Raw genomic sequence first — 16,653 nt, forward strand, 5'->3', positions numbered from 1 at the left:
CAGGGCACACCCCGTTCCCGCGAATTCAATAAATGGGTTGAGGCGACGTGGGGGGGGCTGCCAAGCACGCCCCCCCCCCCGGCGCGGCGCACCCATTCCGCATTCGTGTGACTCAGATCACACCAACACTTCTCGGGGGCGGGTCGCCGGGGCGTCCGGCGTCCCACTCGACGTCGACCACATTCGGCCCCGAGCCCGCGGTGGCACCGACCGTCCCGCCAACCTCCTCCTCGCGTGCGTGCCCTGCAATCAGGCCAAGGCAGCCCGCCCCGTCGAGGAGTTCCTGGCCCACCGGCCCGAACACCTGGCCGGTGTCCTGAGCCGACTGCGATCGCCCCTCGCCGACTCGGCCGCCATGAACGCAACGAAGGCGCGGCTCCTCCTGCTCCTCGAAGAGACGGGCCTTCCGGTGCGCCGCTGGCCCGCGTCCCTGACCTCGGCGAATCGAGCGGCCGCGGGACTGGCGAAGTCCCACACCCTCGACGCGCTCTGCGTGGGACCGATGGATCCCGGCGTCGGAGACACCGTCGTCCGCGTCGCCACCCCCGTGTACGTCTTCGCGGCCACGGGTCGCGGTTCCTACGCCCGCACCACGCCGGACCGCTACGGCTTTCCTCGGCTGGTGCGCCCGCGCCGGAAGCGGCACCAGGGTTTCGCGAGCGGCGATCTCGTACGGGCCACCGTGCCGAAGGGTCGCTGGACAGGAGTCTGGACCGGTCGGATCTCGGTCCGCAGCACGGGCCGGCACAGCGTCGCCACACCCCTCGGCCGGTTCAACGCGTCCCACGAGAACCTGCGCCTGCTCCAGCGGGCCGACGGGTTCGCATACGCCCGGCGCGAGGAAGCCGAATAAATCGGTTGAGCGCTTCGGGGGGAGTTCGTAACGTGGGAGTCACGCATGAAAGGAGGTGATCCGGAAGTGATTTCTTACCGGACCAGCGAGGTGACTGCGGGCTAAAGGCCTGCCAGTCGCACTCTGTGCACCTCGGCAGGCCTGTCTGTCGAAGAACAACGCAGTCACCCGACCGTGAGTCGCCGGTAAGTCCGGCCGGCTCCCGTCCGAACCTAGGCGGACGGGACCAGACTCACGGTCGTCTGCGTTTTCCCGGCCTTCCGTGGCTCCGGCGTCGGGCGCTCAGGGGGCCAGGCGCTCCACTCGCCAGGACTCGCCGTCGCGGACGTAGCGGAGGCGGTCGTGGAGCCGGTTCTCGTGGCCCTGCCAGAACTCGATCGCGTCCGGGACCACCCGCACGCCGCCCCACTCCGGCGGGACCGGGACCTGCTCGCCCTCGGGGTAGCGGGTCTCCAGTTCCTCGTAGCGGGCGAGGAGCTCCTCGCGGGAGGCGATCACCGAGGACTGGTGGCTCGCCCAGGCGCCGAGCTGGGAGCCGTGCGGGCGGGTGCGGAAGTAGGCGACCGTCTCGTCGCGGCCGGTGCGGACCGCGCGGCCCGTGACGATGACCTGGCGGGCCAGCGGGTGCCACGGGAAGAGCAGCGAGACGTGCGGGTTGGCGGCCAGCTCCTCGCCCTTGCGGGAGCTGTAGTTGGTGAAGAAGACGAAGCCGGCCCCGTCGTAGTGCTTCAGCAGGACGGTCCGGGAGGACGGGCGGCCGTCGGGGGTCGCGGTGGAGACGACCATCGCGTTCGGCTCGTGGATCGCCGGGTTCTCCGCTGTCTCCTTGAACCAGCGGGAGAACTGCGCGATCGGCTCGGGCGCGAGGTCGGCCACGGTCAGCTCCGTGGTGCGGTACTGCTCGCGCATGTCGGCGGGATCCAGGGCGTCGGTCACGGCGTCGGTCACGGGATCGGTCACGAGGCCATCCTGCCGCAGCACCTGAGCCTGCCCGGCGCACCCGGGCCCTAATCCTTACTCGCCGAATCGGCGCAGTGTGCCGGATGTCACGCTTCCCCGCATCATCGGAACCGTACAGACTCTTGGGCTGGATGACTGTTGATTCTCCACCATCGACCAGCGCACGGTTGATCGATCATCGATAGAGGAGCCGCCTGATGTCCGACTTCGTACCCGGGCTCGAGGGAGTCGTCGCGTTCGAGACGGAGATCGCCGAACCCGACAAGGAGGGCGGCGCCCTTCGCTACCGAGGCGTCGACATCGAGGACCTCGTCGGCCACGTCTCGTTCGGCAACGTCTGGGGCCTGCTGGTCGACGGCGCCTTCAACCCGGGCCTGCCGGCGGCCGAGCCCTTCCCGATCCCGGTGCACTCCGGCGACATCCGGGTCGACGTACAGTCCGCGCTCGCGATGCTCGCGCCCGTGTGGGGTCTCAAGCCGCTCCTCGACATCTCCGTCGAGCAGGCCCGCGACGACCTCGCCCGCGCGGCCGTCATGGCCCTCTCGTACGTCGCCCAGTCCGCGCGCGGCCAGGGCATGCCGATGGTCCCGCAGAGCGAGATCGACAAGGCGCAGTCCGTCGTCGAGCGGTTCATGATCCGCTGGCGCGGCGAGCCGGACCCGAAGCACGTCAAGGCCGTCGACGCCTACTGGACCTCCGCCGCCGAGCACGGCATGAACGCGTCCACCTTCACCGCCCGCGTCATCGCCTCCACCGGCGCCGACGTGGCAGCCGCGCTCTCCGGCGCCGTCGGCGCCATGTCCGGCCCGCTCCACGGCGGCGCGCCCTCCCGCGTCCTCGGCATGATCGAGGAGATCGAGCGGACCGGCGACGCCACCGCGTGGGTGAAGCAGGCCCTCGACAAGGGCGAGCGGCTCATGGGCTTCGGCCACCGCGTCTACCGCGCCGAGGACCCGCGCGCCCGCGTCCTGCGCCGCACCGCCAAGGAGCTGGACGCCCCGCGCTACGAGGTGGCCGCCGCACTGGAGAAGGCCGCCCTGGAGGAGCTGCACAACCGCCGCCCCGACCGGATCCTGGCGACGAACGTCGAGTTCTGGGCGGCCATCGTCCTCGACTTCGCCGAGGTCCCGGCGCACATGTTCACGTCGATGTTCAGCTGCGCCCGTACGGCCGGCTGGTCGGCGCACATCCTGGAGCAGAAGCGGACCGGGCGGCTCGTGCGCCCGTCGGCCCGCTACACGGGTCCCGGCCAGCGGGACCCGCGCGAGATCGAGGGGTACGCCGACATCGTCGGCTGAGGCGGCTGAGGCGGCTGAGGCGGCTGAGGCGGCTGAGGCGGCTGAGGCGGCTGAGGCGGCTGACTCCAAGAAGTCGGTTACGACGCCATCGCCGGGTACGTCTCCGGGTGCAGCAGCAGGTCCGCGTGGTGGCGGGCCGCCACCAGCGGGTGGGCCCGGAGCTTGCCCTTCAGTTCGTTCCGGCCGTACTCGGCGAACAGCGGGTTCGCCGGGTCCGCCGTGATGCCCGGGGCCCCGGAGGCGTACGGGAAGGTCAGCGGCGCGATCCGGGCGTCCAGGCGGGGGTTGTAGAAGAACGGCACGGAGTAGCGCTCCGTCGCCCCGGGCGGGGACACCACGCGGTGGTTCGTCGCGATCAGGTAGCCGTCCGTGGCCACTTCGAGGAGTTCGCCGAGGTTGACGACGAAGGCGCCCGGCAGCGGCGGCACGTCGTGGAACTCGCCGTCCTCCCGCTGGACCTGGAGCCCGCCGACCTGGTCCTGCAGCAGCAGCGTCAGGAAGCCGTAGTCCTTGTGCGCGCCGACGCCCTGGTCGTCGCCCTCGCCGCTGCTGCCCGGGTAGCGCACCAGCTTGAGGTGCGGATGGGCGCGCGGGCCGAAGATGTCGTCGTAGAAGTCCGCGGGCGCGCCGATCGAGGTCAGCAGCTCGTGCAGGAGCCGCTGGGCGACGCCGCTGAGCCGGTCGATCCAGTGCAGGGCGGCGGTCCGCAGCTCGGGGAGCGCCTCCGGCCACTGGTTGGGGCCTTCGAGCCACCAGTACGGGGCTTCCCAGGGCGCGGGGGCGTGCGCGGGGCGCTCGGCGCCGATGTCGAGCTGGTCGCGCCAGTCGCGGGCGCCGGCTGTGCGCTCGTCGCCGATGCGGGTGTAGCCGCGGAAGTGCGGCGAGTTGATGTTGTCGAGGGCGAGCCGGTCTGCCTCGGGCAGTGCGAAGAAGGCGCGCATGGCGGCGGTGAGGGCCTGCGTCTCGGCCTCGGTCACGCCGTGCCCGACGAGCTGGAAGAAGCCGACGTCGTGGGCCGCGGAGTGCAGCTGGGCGTGGAGCAGGCGGCGGGCCTGGGGGCCCCGGTCCGCCGCGGAGAGGTCGACGATCGGGAGCTGCGAGGCGTACGAGGGGTGGATCTTCGAGCCGTCCACCGGCTCGTGGGAGCGCGCGCTGCGGGTCGACTGCGGGAGGGAGTACGAGCTGCGATTCATGGGTGCGTCCGCGGGGTGTACGGGGTGCCCGGGCGGCCGCCGGGGGTGGGGCGGGGGCCACGGGTGCCGATCGGTCTTGGGCTCTGAACGAGGGACCCGGGGACCCGGGGGCGGGGTGTGGCGCCCGGAGGTCAGGGGGTCAGGCGGAGCGGCGACAGCTCATGCTCGTGACGCGGACGAAGTCCACGTGGCGACGGCGTACGAGCGAAGGCATGCGAACAGCGTACTGCGGAGGGCCCCGACGCGATGTGGTCCGCGTCACGTCCGCGTCACCGGAACGTCCCGGTCCCTGGCTCTGGCCAAAACGGTGGCCGTGCGCGAAGATCGCCGCCACGCGTGTCACGCGCATGCCAAGCTTCCCGTCGCAGCAGCCCATCGCAGGAGGATGTCCATGACCCGCCGCACCCGCCGTACCTCGCGCGGCCTGGTCGCCGCGGCCGCCGTCGCCGGCACGGCCGCCGCCGCCCTGCTCCCGTCCACGGGGGCCGTCGCGGCCGCGCTGCCGCAGGCCCGGGTCTTCATGGTGAACCCGGTGCAGTCCTCCGGCGACCAGTCCCTCGCGGACCACAAGGACGCGGCGAGCGACGTGCCCGCCTCCGCCTACGCCACCGTCACGCTCCGGAACCTCGACGCGAGCGGCGGTCTGTCCGGGAAGTGGGCGGTCGTCCGCTCCGAGACGGGCAAGCCGGCCAAGGTCGCCGACGCCTCCTCGTACGACCGCTCCCAGGACCAGTTCGAGCAGGTCATGGCGTACTTCTGGGTCAACGAGGCGCAGGAGTACCTCCAGGGCCTCGGCTTCGGCACCGAGCTGCCCGGGGCGAACGACCGGGTGCAGCCGGTCCGGCTCAACCAGTGGGGCGCCGACAACTCCTTCTTCACCGACAAGAAGGACGAGATCCGCTTCGGCAAGGGCGGCGTCGACGACGCCGAGGACGCGGACGTCATCGTCCACGAGTACGGCCACGCCGTGCACGACGCCCAGGTCCCCGGCTTCGGCACGAACGCCGAGTCCGGCGCGATCGGCGAGGCCTTCGGCGACTACCTCGCCGTCGCGGTCGGCACTCACGCGGCCGCGAAGTACGGCTGGCCGCTGAAGGCCGACGCGGCCTGCGTGGCCGACTGGGACGCGACCGGCTACAGCGAGGCGCCGCACTGCCTGCGCCGGATCGACGGGACGAAGACGTACGCGGAGCGCGAGGGCGAGGTCCACGCCGACGGCGAGATCTGGTCGCGGGCGCTCCTCGACATCCGCACCTCGCTCGGCGCCCGGACCGCCGACCGGATCATCGTCAACGCCCAGTTCGGCTTCGCCGCCGACACGAGCTTCGAGGCCGCGGCGAAGACGACGATCGCGACGGCGGAGCGGATGTACGGCAAGGGCGCGGCGGACGCGGTACGGAACGCCTTCCGGGCGCGCGCGATCCCGGGGGTCTGATCCCGGACGTCTGATCCCGGACGTCTTTTTCCCGGGTAGTCGGCGTGAACCCGGGTCGGGTATTCGGCGCGCCCCCGGACGCCTGTTCCCGGGCGTCCGGACACGCCCTACTCGCTCAGCGCCTCGTTCACCAGCCGCGCCCACTGGGCCACCACCCGTTCCCGGCGGGCGCGGTCGTCCGTCAGGAGGGTGGCGAGGCCCAGGCCGCGGGCCATGTCCAGCAAGCCCTGGACCGTCTCGCGGACGCCCGGGCGGGACTCGTCGGCGCCCAGGACCTCGACGGCGATCCGGTGGGACTCCCGGCCGACCCGGGCCTCCAGTTCGGTGACCCGCTCCCGGAGCTGGGCCTCGTCGGAGGCCGCGACCCAGAGGTGGAGCGCGGCCCGGAAGAGGGGCCCGGTGAAGAGGCCGACGAGGGCCTCGACGGCCTGCTCGCGGTTGTCCGTACGGAGGGTCCGCAGGGCCTGCGAGCGTTCCTCGGCGACGTACTCGACGGCCGCCGTGAAGAGGTCCTCGCGGGTCGGGAAGTGGTGCTGGGCCGCGCCCCGGGAGACGCCGGCCCGTTCGGCGACGACGGCGACCGTGGAACCCGCCCAGCCGTGCTCGGCCAGGCAGGCCACCGCGGCCTCCAGGAGCCGCTGCCGGGTGGCGCGGCTCCTGTCCTGCTTGGGGTTCCGGTCCGGCTTGGGCGCGGTCAGAGCCGCCATTCGGGGTCCCGTCGTTCGAGGAAGGCCGTCATCCCTTCGCGCGCCTCGGCGGAGGCGAAGAGTGTGGCCGACCTCTGCACCAGCTCCTCCGCGTCGCGTTCGAAGGTCTCCAGGACTCTAGCGGTGACCAGCCTTTTCGCCTCCCGGAGGCCCTGCGGGGAGCCCGCGCGGAGGGCGTCGAGGATGCCCGGGAGGGCCTCGGCCCCGGCCGTGACGAGGCCCATCGCGACGGCCTCCGGCACTCCGAACCGCTCCCCCGTCAGGTAGTAGCGGGCCGCCGCGCGCTGGTCGAGCTTCGGGAGGAGGGTGAGGGAGATGACGGCGGGCGCGACCCCGATGCGCACCTCGGTGAGTGCGAAGTCCGCCGTCTCCCCCGCCACCACGACGTCGCAGGCCCCGAGGAGGCCGAGTCCGCCGGCCCGGACGTGCCCGGTGACGTGGCCGACGACCGGTTTCGGCAGCTCGACGAGCTGGCGGAGCAGGTCCACGAAGGCGTACGGGCTGGGCGGGGCCTTCAGGTCGGCGCCCGCGCTGAACGTGCCGCCGGTGTGGGTGAGGACCACCGCCCGGACCGCCGGGTCCTTGCCGCAGGCGGTGAGGGCGTCGGCGAGTTCGGTGACGAGGTGGGTGGAGAGGGCGTTGCGGGTGGCCGGGGAGTCGAGGGCGAGGGTGGTGACGCCCCGCTCCTCGGTGATGTCGAGCAGGGTCATGCGCGGTTCCTCAATTCTCGGCGGAGGATCTTGCCGGACACCGCCCGCGGGATGCTGTCGACGAACTCCACGCCGCGGACCTTCTTGTACGGGGCGACCCGGGCCGCGACGTGCGCCATGACGTCCTCGGCGGTCAGGCCAGGCGCCGAGGGCTGGCGTACGACGAAGGCCTTGGGGGTCTCGGTGCCCTCGGCGTCGGTGACGCCGATGACGGCGGCGTCGGCGACGCCTTCGTGGGTGAGGAGGAGCGCTTCGAGTTCGGCGGGGGCGACCTGGAAGCCCTTGTACTTGATGAGCTCCTTGACCCGGTCGACGACGAACAGCCAGCCGTCGGCGTCGACCCTCCCGATGTCGCCGGTGTGGACCCAGCCTTCGTCGTCGATCATGGCGGCGGTGGCGTCGGGCCGCCCCAGGTACCCCTTCATGACCTGCGGCCCCCGGATGGCGACCTCGCCGGCCTCGCCGGGCGCCGCGTCCTTCGCGGGGTCGTCGAGCGAGAGGATCCGCAGCTCGGTGGAGGGCAGCAGCTTGCCGACGGTGCCGGGCGGGGGGCTCGGGACGTCGAGCGGGGTGACGTGGGTGCCCGGGGAGAGCTCCGTCATGCCGTACGCCTGGCGGACCGGCGGCAGCCCGAGCCGGGCCGAGCAGGCCTCGGCGAGGGCCGCGTCGAGCGGGGCGGCTGAGCTGACGATGTACTTCAGGGACGACAGGTCGTAGTCGGCGACGGCCGGGTGCTTGGCCAGGGCCAGGATGATCGGCGGGGCGACGTACAGGCCGTTGATGCGGTGCTTCTGGATGGCCCCGAGGAAGGTGTCGAGGTCGAAACGGGGCAGGACGACGACGGTGGCGCCGTGGCGGAGCGGGGCGTTCATGAGAGCCGTCAAGCCGTAGATGTGAAAAAAGGGAAGTACGGCCAGAATTCGGTCACCGGGGCCCATCGGGACCAGCGGGGCCAGCTGCGTCAGGTTGGTGGCGATCGAGGTGTGCGTGAGCATCACGCCCTTGGGGACGCCGGTGGTGCCGGAGGAGTACGGCAGGGCCGCCACGTCCTCGTCGGGGTCGATCGGCGGCTCCGGGACGGGTCCGGTGGAGGCCAGGAAGGACTGGAGCGAGCGTATGCCCTCGCCCTCCGGGGCCTGGTCGCAGACGAATATCTCCTCGACGCCGCCTGCGAGTTCGGCCGCGGCGCGGGCCGTCGGGAGCAGCGGGGAGACGGTGACGATCCAGCGCGCGGAGGAGTCGCGGAGCTGCTTGGCGAACTCCTCGGGCGTGGCGAGCGGGTGGACGGTGGTGACGGAGGCGCCGGCGCGGGTGGCGGCGTAGAACGCGACGGGGAAGAGCACGGTGTTGGGGCTGTGCAGCGCGAGCACGTCCCCCTTCTGCACACCGGCCTCGGCGAGCCCGGCGGCGACCCGCCGGTGGAAGGCGTCGACCTGCCCGTACGTGAGGGTGAACTCCCCTGTGCCGTCGACCAGTGCGGGGGTGTCGCCCCACTCGGCCGCGCGGCCGAGCACCGCGTCGTGGATCGGCAGGGAGACGGTGGGAACGGCCTCGTACTCGCTGTGGAACACCATGCAAGCCCCCTGGAGAGGTGGGAGAGGTGGAAGGTGGTCGCCAGGATCGCGCGTGTCGGTACGACTTGGGGAGACCTTGTCAGCACTCCGCCGAAACAATCAAGCATGCATGCATGATTATTGGGAGGGGCGACGCCGGGCGGGCCCGTCCCCTCCGCCTCGGGGGGCGTCCTCGTAACGGGCGACGATCGCGGCGGCCCTCTCGCGCAGCGCCGTCCGCAACGACCGCGGGGCCAGGGCCTCCACGTCCGTGCCGAGCTGCCACAGCGCCCATTCGGCATGCCACGCGTCCTGGTAGGTCAGCTCCAGGCGCAGCCGGCCGTCCTCGTCGGGTTCCTCCGCGCGGACGGCCACCGCGGTGTCCAGCAGGTCCTCCCGGCGCGCCGGGTCGACCCGCACCAGCACGGTGATGTGACCGTCGGAGAGGAACCGCGCGGAGCGCTCCCGCCAGAGCCGGTCCAGATCGACCCCGTCCGGCCGCGCGGCAGCTTCGGGGAGCTCCTCGGCCGCCGCCACCCGCGACAGCCGGTACGTGCGGTCCTCGCCCTCCCTCGTGGCCAGCAGGTAGCCCCGCTCCCGGACGGTGACGAGACCGATCGGGTCCACCGTGCGCCAGCGCGCCGCCTCGCCCGTGGCCGCGTACCGGATGCGCAGCTTGTGCCCGGCGAGCACGGCGCGCCGGACCTCGGTCATGACGGCGCCGGGAAGCTCGTCGGTGACCGGCCGCCGAGAGAGCAGATCGGTCTCCGGGTCGACGAGGAAGCGCTGGGCGGCGTCGCTCGCGGTGGCCAGCCGACCCTCGGGCAGCGCGTCGACGACCTTCCGTACGGCTGAGGCGAGTGCCGGGCCGAGGCCGAGCACCTGCTCACCGCGCCCGGGCCCGGCGGTCAGCAGGGCGAGGGCCTCGTCGTGGTTCAGCCCGGTGAGCTCGGTCCGGAAGCCGGGCAGCAGCGAGAAGCCCCCGTGCCGCCCGCGCTCGGCGTAGACCGGCACGCCCGCCACGGACAGCGCCTCGATGTCGCGCAGCACCGTGCGGGTGGACACCTCCAGCTCGCGGGCGAGCGTGTCCGCGGTCAGCCGGCCGTGCCGGCGCAGCAGGAGCACCAGGGAGACCAGCCGGTCGGCGCGCATGCGGGAACGCTAACGGAATACATGACGGAGGGTGTCGTGATTCGTTGGAAGGCTCATCGCAGAAGCAAGGAACGAAGAACCGACGAACCGACTGGAGTCGACATGGCGATGGAGCGAACGGCGATCAACCCGGTGACGTGGTCCCTGGAGATGGGCTTCAACCAGGGCGAGCTCGTCTCCGGGCACACCCGGACCCTGTACGTCTCCGGGCAGACCGCGATGAGCGCCGAGGGCAAGCCGCTGCACGAGGGCGACATGGCAGCGCAGTTGGCCCTGAGCGTCGAGAACCTGGAGGCGGTGCTCGGCGAGGCGGGCATGACCCTCGCGAACCTCGTCCGTCTCAACGTCTACACGACCGACGTCGACGCGCTCTTCCCGCACTACGGCGTGCTCGCGGGCCGTCTGGGCGCCGCCGGCGTGGCTCCGGCGACCACGATGCTCGGCGTCGTCCGGCTGGCGATTCCCGGGCAGTTGGTCGAACTGGAGGGAACGGCCGTCGGCTAGCGGACGAAAGTGCCGCCCGACTCCCTGACGCCCGGCCGGGCACGTGCGGCCGGGCTCACGCGAGCCGCCAGGCGCGTGCGCGGCCGGGCCCGGGAAAGGTTGTACGCGGGAGATCTTCTTTTCCGCTTCCCGCGGACTCTAGGATCCGGACGCTCCCGATCCTCTTCTCTCGTCCGTTCCAGGAGAAACCTTGCTCCACACGCGCCGCCTCGCGGCCTGCGTGGCCCTCGCGCTCGGCGTGGGTCTGCTGTCCGTCGGCCCCACGTCAACGCCGGCGGACGCGGCCCCCGCCGCGACCCCCGCGAAGCCCCGCTTCGACCGGGACGGCGACGGCCGCAGTGACCGGGTCTACCGGTCGGCGACCACCGGCAAGCTGACGGTCTCCCTGTCGAAGACGGGCACCAGTGCGCCGTTCACGATCGGCAACGACGACCTCGACGGCAGCGTCGGCACGGAGATCCTGGCGGCGGACAACCTCTGGGGCACCGAGGCAACCGAACTCCTGACCCTCCGCTCCGACGGCACGCTCGTGCTGCACGCCGCCAAGAGCCCCACGGCCACCGAACCCGGCGCCGTCTGGCAGGGCTACGGCTGGCACATCTACAACAAGGTCCTCGCCCCCGGCGACCTCACCAAGGACGGCTTCCAGGACCTGCTGGCCCGGACCCCGTCCGGCACGCTCTACCTGTACGCCGGCCGCGGCACCGTCTACAACGGTGGACCGTTCAAGACCCGCGTCAAGGTCGGCGAGGGCTGGCAGGCCTACGACCAGCTCGTCGGCACCAACGACGTCGACGGCGACGCCATCGCCGACCTGGTCGCCCGGACGCCCGTCGGCGACCTCTACTTCTACAAGGGCACCGGCTCCGCCACCGTCCCGTTCAAGCCCCGTGTCAGGATCGGCGGCGGCTGGCAGGTCTACAACCAGATCATCGGCGCCGACGACCTCGACAGCGACGGCCGGGCCGACCTCCTGGCCCGCACCCCCAGCGGCTCGTTCTACCGCTACCTCTCCTCCGGTGGCGGCCGGTTCGCGACGCGGACGTACTACGGCGGCGGCGGCCAGAACCTGTCGTACTACCTCGGCCAGGGCGGTGTACCGGCCTACGGCAAGCACGGTCTGTTCGCCGTCGACCCCGCAGGCACCGCCTACACGTACGGGACGCTCTCCAACGGCACGTTCACCGCGCGCAAGCAGTTCGGCGCGATCGGGGAGTACGCCTACCACTGGGGCATGTCCAGCGTGCACGCGATGAACAGGAACGACCGGGCCACCCTGCTGACCGCCAACAACGCCGGCCTGTGGGGTGACGACGGCTACATGATCTCCAGCAGCCCGGCCTTCCGTGACTACGCGGCGCGGATCTCGATCGGCGACGTCACCGGGGACGGACCGACGGACGTCATCGGCCTGGACATGTGGGGCGGCGTGTTCCTCTACCCGGGTCTGAAGAACGAGACGCCGACCCGCCTCGGCGCGGGCGTGCGGATCGGCACGGGCTGGAAGGTGGACCGGATGGTCGGCGCCGGGGACGTCACCGGCGACGGACGGGCCGACCTGATCTCCCGGTACGACAACCGCCTGTACGTGCACCCGGGCACCGACTCGCCCACCGCGCCGTTCGCTCCGCGAGTCCTGATCGGCTCCGGCTGGGACGGGTACGCGCACCTGGTCGCGCCGGGCGACATGACCGGCGACGGGCGGGCCGACCTGGTCGCCGTCACGACCAGCGGCGACGTCTACCGCTACACGGCCACCGGCCTCGGCGGCGCCTCCACGTTCGCCCCGCGCGTCAAGATCGCCTCGGGCTGGAAGTACGACCACGTCAGCTGACGTGGTCGCGGCGGGCTGCCCCGGTCAGTACGACCTGGGCAGCCCCGGCGTCCGGTGCGAGACGTCGTCGCACGCCCTGGAGATCACTCGGGCGATCCCCCACCGACCGCTCGCCGCACGTCAGTTCTCGCAGGCGACCCCGTCGCCGTCGCGGTCGAGGCGTCGGCTGTAGCCGGGCTGTCCGGCATAGATGGGGGCGGCGCCGGCGGCGCGGACTTCGGAGCAGTTGCTGTAGGAGACGGGGGCGGGGGCGTCTTCGGTGGTCTGCGTGGGCTCCGGCTCGGGCTCGGGCTCGGGCTCCCGGGTCGTGGGGGCCGGCGCGGGGGTGCGGGTGGGGGCGGACGTCCGGGGCGGGGCGGTGGTCGGCTCCGGGGTGGGCTCGGCGGCGGTGGGCGTCGGCGACGGGGTGGGCGCCTCGGTGGTCGGCGTGGGTGCCTCGGTGGGTGCCTCGGTGGTCGGGGACGGGGACTCGGTGGTCGGGGTGGGGCTGGGCTCGGTGGGTGTCGGCGTCGCGGGGGCCGTGGCCGTCGTGGTGGGCTTCGGGTCGTCCGTGCCGTTCTGCTCAGGGTCGTCGACGGCGAGCGCGACGATGAACCAGAGGGCCGAGAGGACCGTGGCCACGATCTTGGTCCGGCTGGTCCAGCGGCTCAGCCAGGCCAGGGCTATGCCGGCCGGCGGGAAGAGCACCAACAGGGTGATGACCAGCGCGGGATGCTGCCACCAGCGACGCGGCGGCACCCACGGGGGAGGGCTCTGGTACGGGTTGGGCTGCTGGTACATGCGCATCTCTCCCCTGGCTCATGACGCTCGGAGTGTGAGCGAAATGGAGGGATCGTACACGCGGCCTTCACAACCGGAGGCGGGATTGACCTAGCTGAGACGTCGGTCCAACGCGGCCTGGCCGCGGGCCAGCCAGCGCACCGGCCAGTGCAGGAGCACGGCCAGGCACAGCAGCCAGCCGAGGGCGTGGACCGTCCAGACGCCGGCCATCGTCGGACCGCCCCAGGCCTGGTGGTAGTCGGTGTCCAGGTACCAGATCGGGTAGCCGAGGTTGCGGACCGAGTTGAACAGCGCGTACCCGACCAGGGCGAAGGCCGCCGCGTCCAGCGGCAGTCCGAGCACGGCGCGACCGAGGACCCGGCCGCCCGCAAGGCCACCGGTCGCGGTCGTGCCGCGGGTCCCGTCGTGCGCCACACGGTTCCGCAGGCGGGCGGCCCGGTCGCGCTGCCCCGTCAGGGTCAGCACGACCGCTGCCAGGCCCACCGGGAGGGCGAGGAACGCGCGGGCGGAGGTCCGGACGGTTCTGGCGATCGGGGACATCTTCGGGCTCCTCACCCTCGCTGTGCTGACGTCCCGGACTCTCCCGCCCCCACGGCGCCGCCGGCGTCGCACCGTGGAGCCAGATACGAGGTCATACCTCAGTACGACTTGGGCAGCCCCAGCGTCTGGTGCGAGACGAAGTTGAGGATCATCTCCCGGCTGACCGGGGCGATCCGGGCCACGCGGGCGGCGGTGACCAGGCGGGCGAGGCCGAACTCCTTCGTGAGGCCGTTGCCGCCGAGGGTGTGGACCGAGGTGTCGACCGCCCGCACACAGGCCTCGCCCGCCGCGTACTTCGCCATGTTGGCGGCCTCGCCCGCGCCCATGTCGTCGCCCGCGTCGTAGAGGTGGGCCGCCTTCGCCATCATCAGGCGGGCCAGTTCGAGCTCGATGTAGGCCTGGGCCAGGGGGTGCGCGATGGCCTGGTGGGCGCCGATCGGGGCCTTCCAGACCTGACGCTCCTTCGCGTACTTCACGGCCTGGGCGAGGGCGTACCGGCCCATGCCGATGGCGAAGGCCGCCGTCATGATCCGCTCCGGGTTGAGGCCGGCGAAGAGCTGGAGCAGGCCCGCGTCCTCGTCGCCGACGAGCGCCTCGGCGGGCAGGTGGACGTCGTCGAGGGTCAGCTCGAACTGCTTCTCGTTCGCGTCGAGTTCCATCTCGATGTGGCGCCGCCCGAAGCCCGGGGCGTCGCGCGGGACGATGAAGAGACAGGGCTTGAGGCTGCCGGTGCGGGCGTCGGAGGTGCGGCCCACGATGAGCGTCGCGTCGGCGATGTCGACGCCCGAGACGAAGACCTTGCGGCCGCTCAGGACCCAGCCCTCCTCGGTGCGGGTCGCGGTCGTCGTGATGCGGTGCGAGTTGGAGCCCGCGTCGGGTTCCGTGATGCCGAAGGCCATCGTCTTGCTGCCGTCGGCGAGGCCCGGGAGCCAGGCCCGCTTCTGCTCCTCGGTGCCGAAGCGGGCGATGACCGTGCCGCAGATCGCGGGCGAGACGACCATCATCAGGAGCGGGGCACCGGCGGCGCCCGCCTCCTCCAGGACGATCGACAGCTCGGCCATGCCGCCGCCCCCGCCCCCGTACTCCTCGGGCAGGTTCACGCCCAGGTAGCCGAGCTTGCCCGCCTCGGCCCACAGCGCGGCCCGGTCGAAGCCGGGGCCGTGGCGGTGGCCGAGGGCGGAGACGGCGGCGCGGAGTGCGGACAGCTCTTCGGTCTCGACGAGGGTGCTCATACGGGGTCTTCCTCCGTTGCTTCGGTCTGTACGACGGCGAGCAGGGCGCCGACCTCGACCTGGCGGCCGGGGGCGGCGTGGAGCGCGGTGAGCGTGCCGGAGGCTGGAGCGGTGACGCGGTGCTCCATCTTCATGGCCTCCAGCCAGAGGAGCGGCTGCCCGGCGGCGACCCGGTCGCCGACGGCGAGGCCGTCCGCGAGCCGGACGACGGTGCCGGGCATGGGGGCGAGCAGCGATCCCGGTTCCCGCTGGTCCGCGGGGTCGGGGAAGCGGGGGCGGGGGAGGAGGCGGTGCGGACCCGCGTGGACGACCTCTCCCGGTCCGTACGCAGCGACCTCGAAGTCCCTTACCACGCCGTCCACTTCGAGACGTACGCGGTCGGGCGCGGCCGACACCACCCGCACCCCCTCGGGCACGGTGACCTCATAGCCGCCGTCGCGGGTCGGCCGGTACCGGATCTCGGTGTCACCGTACGTCCTCGTCTCGTCCTGGGAGCGGAGGTTGCGCCAACCACCGCCGAAGCGGCACCTGTTGGCGCTCGCGTCGGCGAGGGCGGCGGCCACGGCGGCATACCGGGCGCCCTCGGGGGCGGCGGTCAGGGCGGTGAGGTTCCGCTCGTAGAAGCCGGTGTCCAGGCTCCGCACCGAGGCGTACTCGGGGTGGCGCAGGGACGCGACGAGCAGCTCCCGGTTGGTGGCGGGGCCGTGGATCCGGGTCCGCTCCAGGGTGTGGGCGAGCTTGCGGGCGGCCTCGGCGCGCGTGGCGGCGTGGACGACGACCTTCGCGAGCATCGGGTCGTAGTGGATGCCGACCTCGTCCCCGGAGGCGTATCCCGTGTCCACCCGGACCCGGCCCTCGCGGGGGACCTCGAAGCGGTGCAGGACGCCCGTCTGGGGCGCCCAGCCCCGGGCCGGGTCCTCCGCGTAGAGGCGGGCCTCGATCGCGTGGCCGCGCGGTGCCGGCGGCTCCGGCGGGAGCGCCTCGCCCTGCGCGACGGCGAGTTGGAGGGCGACCAGGTCGACCCCGTACACCTCCTCCGTCACCGGGTGCTCGACCTGGAGACGGGTGTTCATCTCCAGGAAGTGCGCCCGGCCGTCCGCCACCAGGAACTCGACCGTGCCCGCGCCGACGTAGCCGACGGCCTCCGCCGCGCGGACGGCCGTGTCGAGGAGGGACGCCTCCAGCTCGGCCGGCAGGCCGGGCGCGGGGGCCTCCTCGATGACCTTCTGGTGGCGGCGCTGGAGGGAGCAGTCGCGGGTGCCGAGCGCCCAGGACGTGCCGTGGGTGTCGCGGAGGAGCTGAACCTCGACGTGCCGGCCGTTCTCCACGTACGGCTCGACGAAGACCTCGCCGTCCCCGAACGCGCTCGCCGCCTCGGCCGACGCGGCCTTCAACTCCTCAGGCAGCGCGGCGAGTTCGCGGACGACTCGCATGCCCCGGCCGCCGCCGCCGGCCGCCGCCTTCACCAGGACGGGCAGGTCCGCCTCGGTGACGTCCGTGAGCGGCGCGATCCCCAGGAGCTCCTTCGCCCGGGTCTTCGAGGCCATCGCCTCGATCGCCTCGGGCGGCGGACCGATCCAGACGAGGCCCGCGTCGGTCACGGCCCGCGCGAAGTCGGCGTTCTCGGAGAGGAAGCCGTAGCCGGGGTGGACGGCGTCGGCGCCCGCCGCGAGCGCCGCCTTCACGACGAGGTCGCCGCGCAGGTACGTCTCCGAGGGCGCCGCCCCCGGCAGGCGCACGGCCGCGTCGGCCTCACGGACGTGCAGGGCGCCGGCGTCCGCGTCGGAGTACACGGCGACGGTGGAGACGCCCAGCTCACGGCAGGTGCGGAAGACCCGGCAGGCGATCTCGCCGCGGTTCGCCACCAGTACGGTCGAGACCAACTTCTGCGTCCTCATCTGA

At 72.6% G+C, this 16,653-nt stretch carries 15 protein-coding genes; 5 read left to right on the forward strand and 10 right to left on the reverse strand.

What is annotated here, in order from left to right:
• Positions 1 to 37 precede the first annotated feature (37 nt).
• Positions 38 to 853 carry an HNH endonuclease gene (locus IE124_RS09060; RefSeq protein ID WP_268246710.1) on the forward strand — a complete coding sequence of 272 codons (816 nt, stop codon included), beginning with the start codon at positions 38 to 40 and terminating at the stop codon, positions 851 to 853.
• Positions 854 to 1,135: 282 nt separating this feature from the next.
• Here IE124_RS09060 and pdxH read toward each other — a convergent pair whose 3' ends face one another.
• Positions 1,136 to 1,762, reverse strand: coding sequence for a pyridoxamine 5'-phosphate oxidase (pdxH, locus tag IE124_RS09065; protein WP_229832338.1), 627 nt, complete (start codon positions 1,760 to 1,762; stop codon positions 1,136 to 1,138).
• Positions 1,763 to 2,010: 248 nt separating this feature from the next.
• Here pdxH and IE124_RS09070 point away from each other — a divergent pair, with 248 nt between their 5' ends.
• Complete coding sequence (locus IE124_RS09070; protein ID WP_055642003.1) at positions 2,011 to 3,111, forward strand: citrate synthase 2; 1,101 nt, start codon at positions 2,011 to 2,013, stop codon at positions 3,109 to 3,111.
• Positions 3,112 to 3,188: 77 nt separating this feature from the next.
• On the opposite strand, the gene IE124_RS09075 is transcribed toward IE124_RS09070, so the two are convergent.
• Positions 3,189 to 4,304, reverse strand: a complete 1,116-nt coding sequence (locus tag IE124_RS09075) for an isopenicillin N synthase family dioxygenase (protein ID WP_229832301.1) — start codon at positions 4,302 to 4,304, stop codon at positions 3,189 to 3,191.
• Between the two features lie 391 nt (positions 4,305 to 4,695).
• Between IE124_RS09075 and IE124_RS09080 the strand changes: the two genes are divergently transcribed.
• Positions 4,696 to 5,739 (forward strand): M4 family metallopeptidase, encoded by a 1,044-nt coding sequence (locus IE124_RS09080; protein ID WP_229832303.1) that lies wholly within the window; start codon positions 4,696 to 4,698, stop codon positions 5,737 to 5,739.
• 107 nt (positions 5,740 to 5,846) lie between these two features.
• On the opposite strand, the gene IE124_RS09085 is transcribed toward IE124_RS09080, so the two are convergent.
• From IE124_RS09085 to IE124_RS09100, 4 genes are all read right to left on the reverse strand, one after another.
• Positions 5,847 to 6,446 carry a TetR/AcrR family transcriptional regulator gene (locus tag IE124_RS09085; RefSeq protein WP_189506656.1) on the reverse strand — a complete coding sequence of 200 codons (600 nt, stop codon included), beginning with the start codon at positions 6,444 to 6,446 and terminating at the stop codon, positions 5,847 to 5,849.
• Entirely contained in the window at positions 6,434 to 7,156 is a 723-nt protein-coding gene (locus tag IE124_RS09090; protein ID WP_189506658.1) for an enoyl-CoA hydratase family protein, read from the reverse strand. The genes IE124_RS09085 and IE124_RS09090 overlap by 13 nt, the downstream gene beginning before the upstream one ends.
• Complete coding sequence (locus tag IE124_RS09095; protein WP_189506660.1) at positions 7,153 to 8,730, reverse strand: 4-coumarate--CoA ligase family protein; 1,578 nt, start codon at positions 8,728 to 8,730, stop codon at positions 7,153 to 7,155. Before IE124_RS09095 ends, IE124_RS09090 begins: the two co-directional genes overlap by 4 nt.
• Positions 8,731 to 8,847: 117 nt before the next feature.
• Complete coding sequence (locus IE124_RS09100) at positions 8,848 to 9,861, reverse strand: helix-turn-helix transcriptional regulator (RefSeq protein ID WP_189506662.1); 1,014 nt, start codon at positions 9,859 to 9,861, stop codon at positions 8,848 to 8,850.
• Between the two features lie 108 nt (positions 9,862 to 9,969).
• On the opposite strand from IE124_RS09100, the gene IE124_RS09105 reads away from it, so the two are divergent.
• Together IE124_RS09105 and IE124_RS09110 are read left to right on the forward strand one after the other, a co-directional pair.
• Positions 9,970 to 10,365 carry a RidA family protein gene (locus IE124_RS09105; protein WP_189507209.1) on the forward strand — a complete coding sequence of 132 codons (396 nt, stop codon included), beginning with the start codon at positions 9,970 to 9,972 and terminating at the stop codon, positions 10,363 to 10,365.
• 190 nt (positions 10,366 to 10,555) lie between these two features.
• Positions 10,556 to 12,199 (forward strand): FG-GAP repeat domain-containing protein, encoded by a 1,644-nt coding sequence (locus IE124_RS09110; protein WP_189506664.1) that lies wholly within the window; start codon positions 10,556 to 10,558, stop codon positions 12,197 to 12,199.
• A 120-nt stretch (positions 12,200 to 12,319) separates the two neighbouring features.
• Here the strand turns inward: IE124_RS09110 and IE124_RS34735 are convergent, their stop codons facing one another.
• The 4 genes from IE124_RS34735 to IE124_RS09130 all read right to left on the reverse strand — a co-directional run bounded on the left by IE124_RS34735 (position 12,320) and on the right by IE124_RS09130 (position 16,634).
• Positions 12,320 to 12,979 carry an excalibur calcium-binding domain-containing protein gene (locus tag IE124_RS34735; RefSeq protein WP_229832304.1) on the reverse strand — a complete coding sequence of 220 codons (660 nt, stop codon included), beginning with the start codon at positions 12,977 to 12,979 and terminating at the stop codon, positions 12,320 to 12,322.
• Between the two features lie 90 nt (positions 12,980 to 13,069).
• Complete coding sequence (locus IE124_RS09120) at positions 13,070 to 13,519, reverse strand: hypothetical protein (RefSeq protein WP_189506666.1); 450 nt, start codon at positions 13,517 to 13,519, stop codon at positions 13,070 to 13,072.
• Positions 13,520 to 13,617: 98 nt separating this feature from the next.
• Positions 13,618 to 14,751, reverse strand: a complete 1,134-nt coding sequence (locus tag IE124_RS09125) for an acyl-CoA dehydrogenase family protein (protein ID WP_189506668.1) — start codon at positions 14,749 to 14,751, stop codon at positions 13,618 to 13,620.
• Positions 14,748 to 16,634: an acetyl/propionyl/methylcrotonyl-CoA carboxylase subunit alpha gene (locus tag IE124_RS09130; protein ID WP_189507211.1), complete on the reverse strand. Its 1,887-nt coding sequence runs from the start codon at positions 16,632 to 16,634 to the stop codon at positions 14,748 to 14,750. The genes IE124_RS09125 and IE124_RS09130 overlap by 4 nt, the downstream gene beginning before the upstream one ends.
• Positions 16,635 to 16,653 lie beyond the last annotated feature (19 nt).

The organism is Streptomyces narbonensis (assembly GCF_014649015.1).
Classification (GTDB): Bacteria; Actinomycetota; Actinomycetes; order Streptomycetales; family Streptomycetaceae; genus Streptomyces; species Streptomyces narbonensis.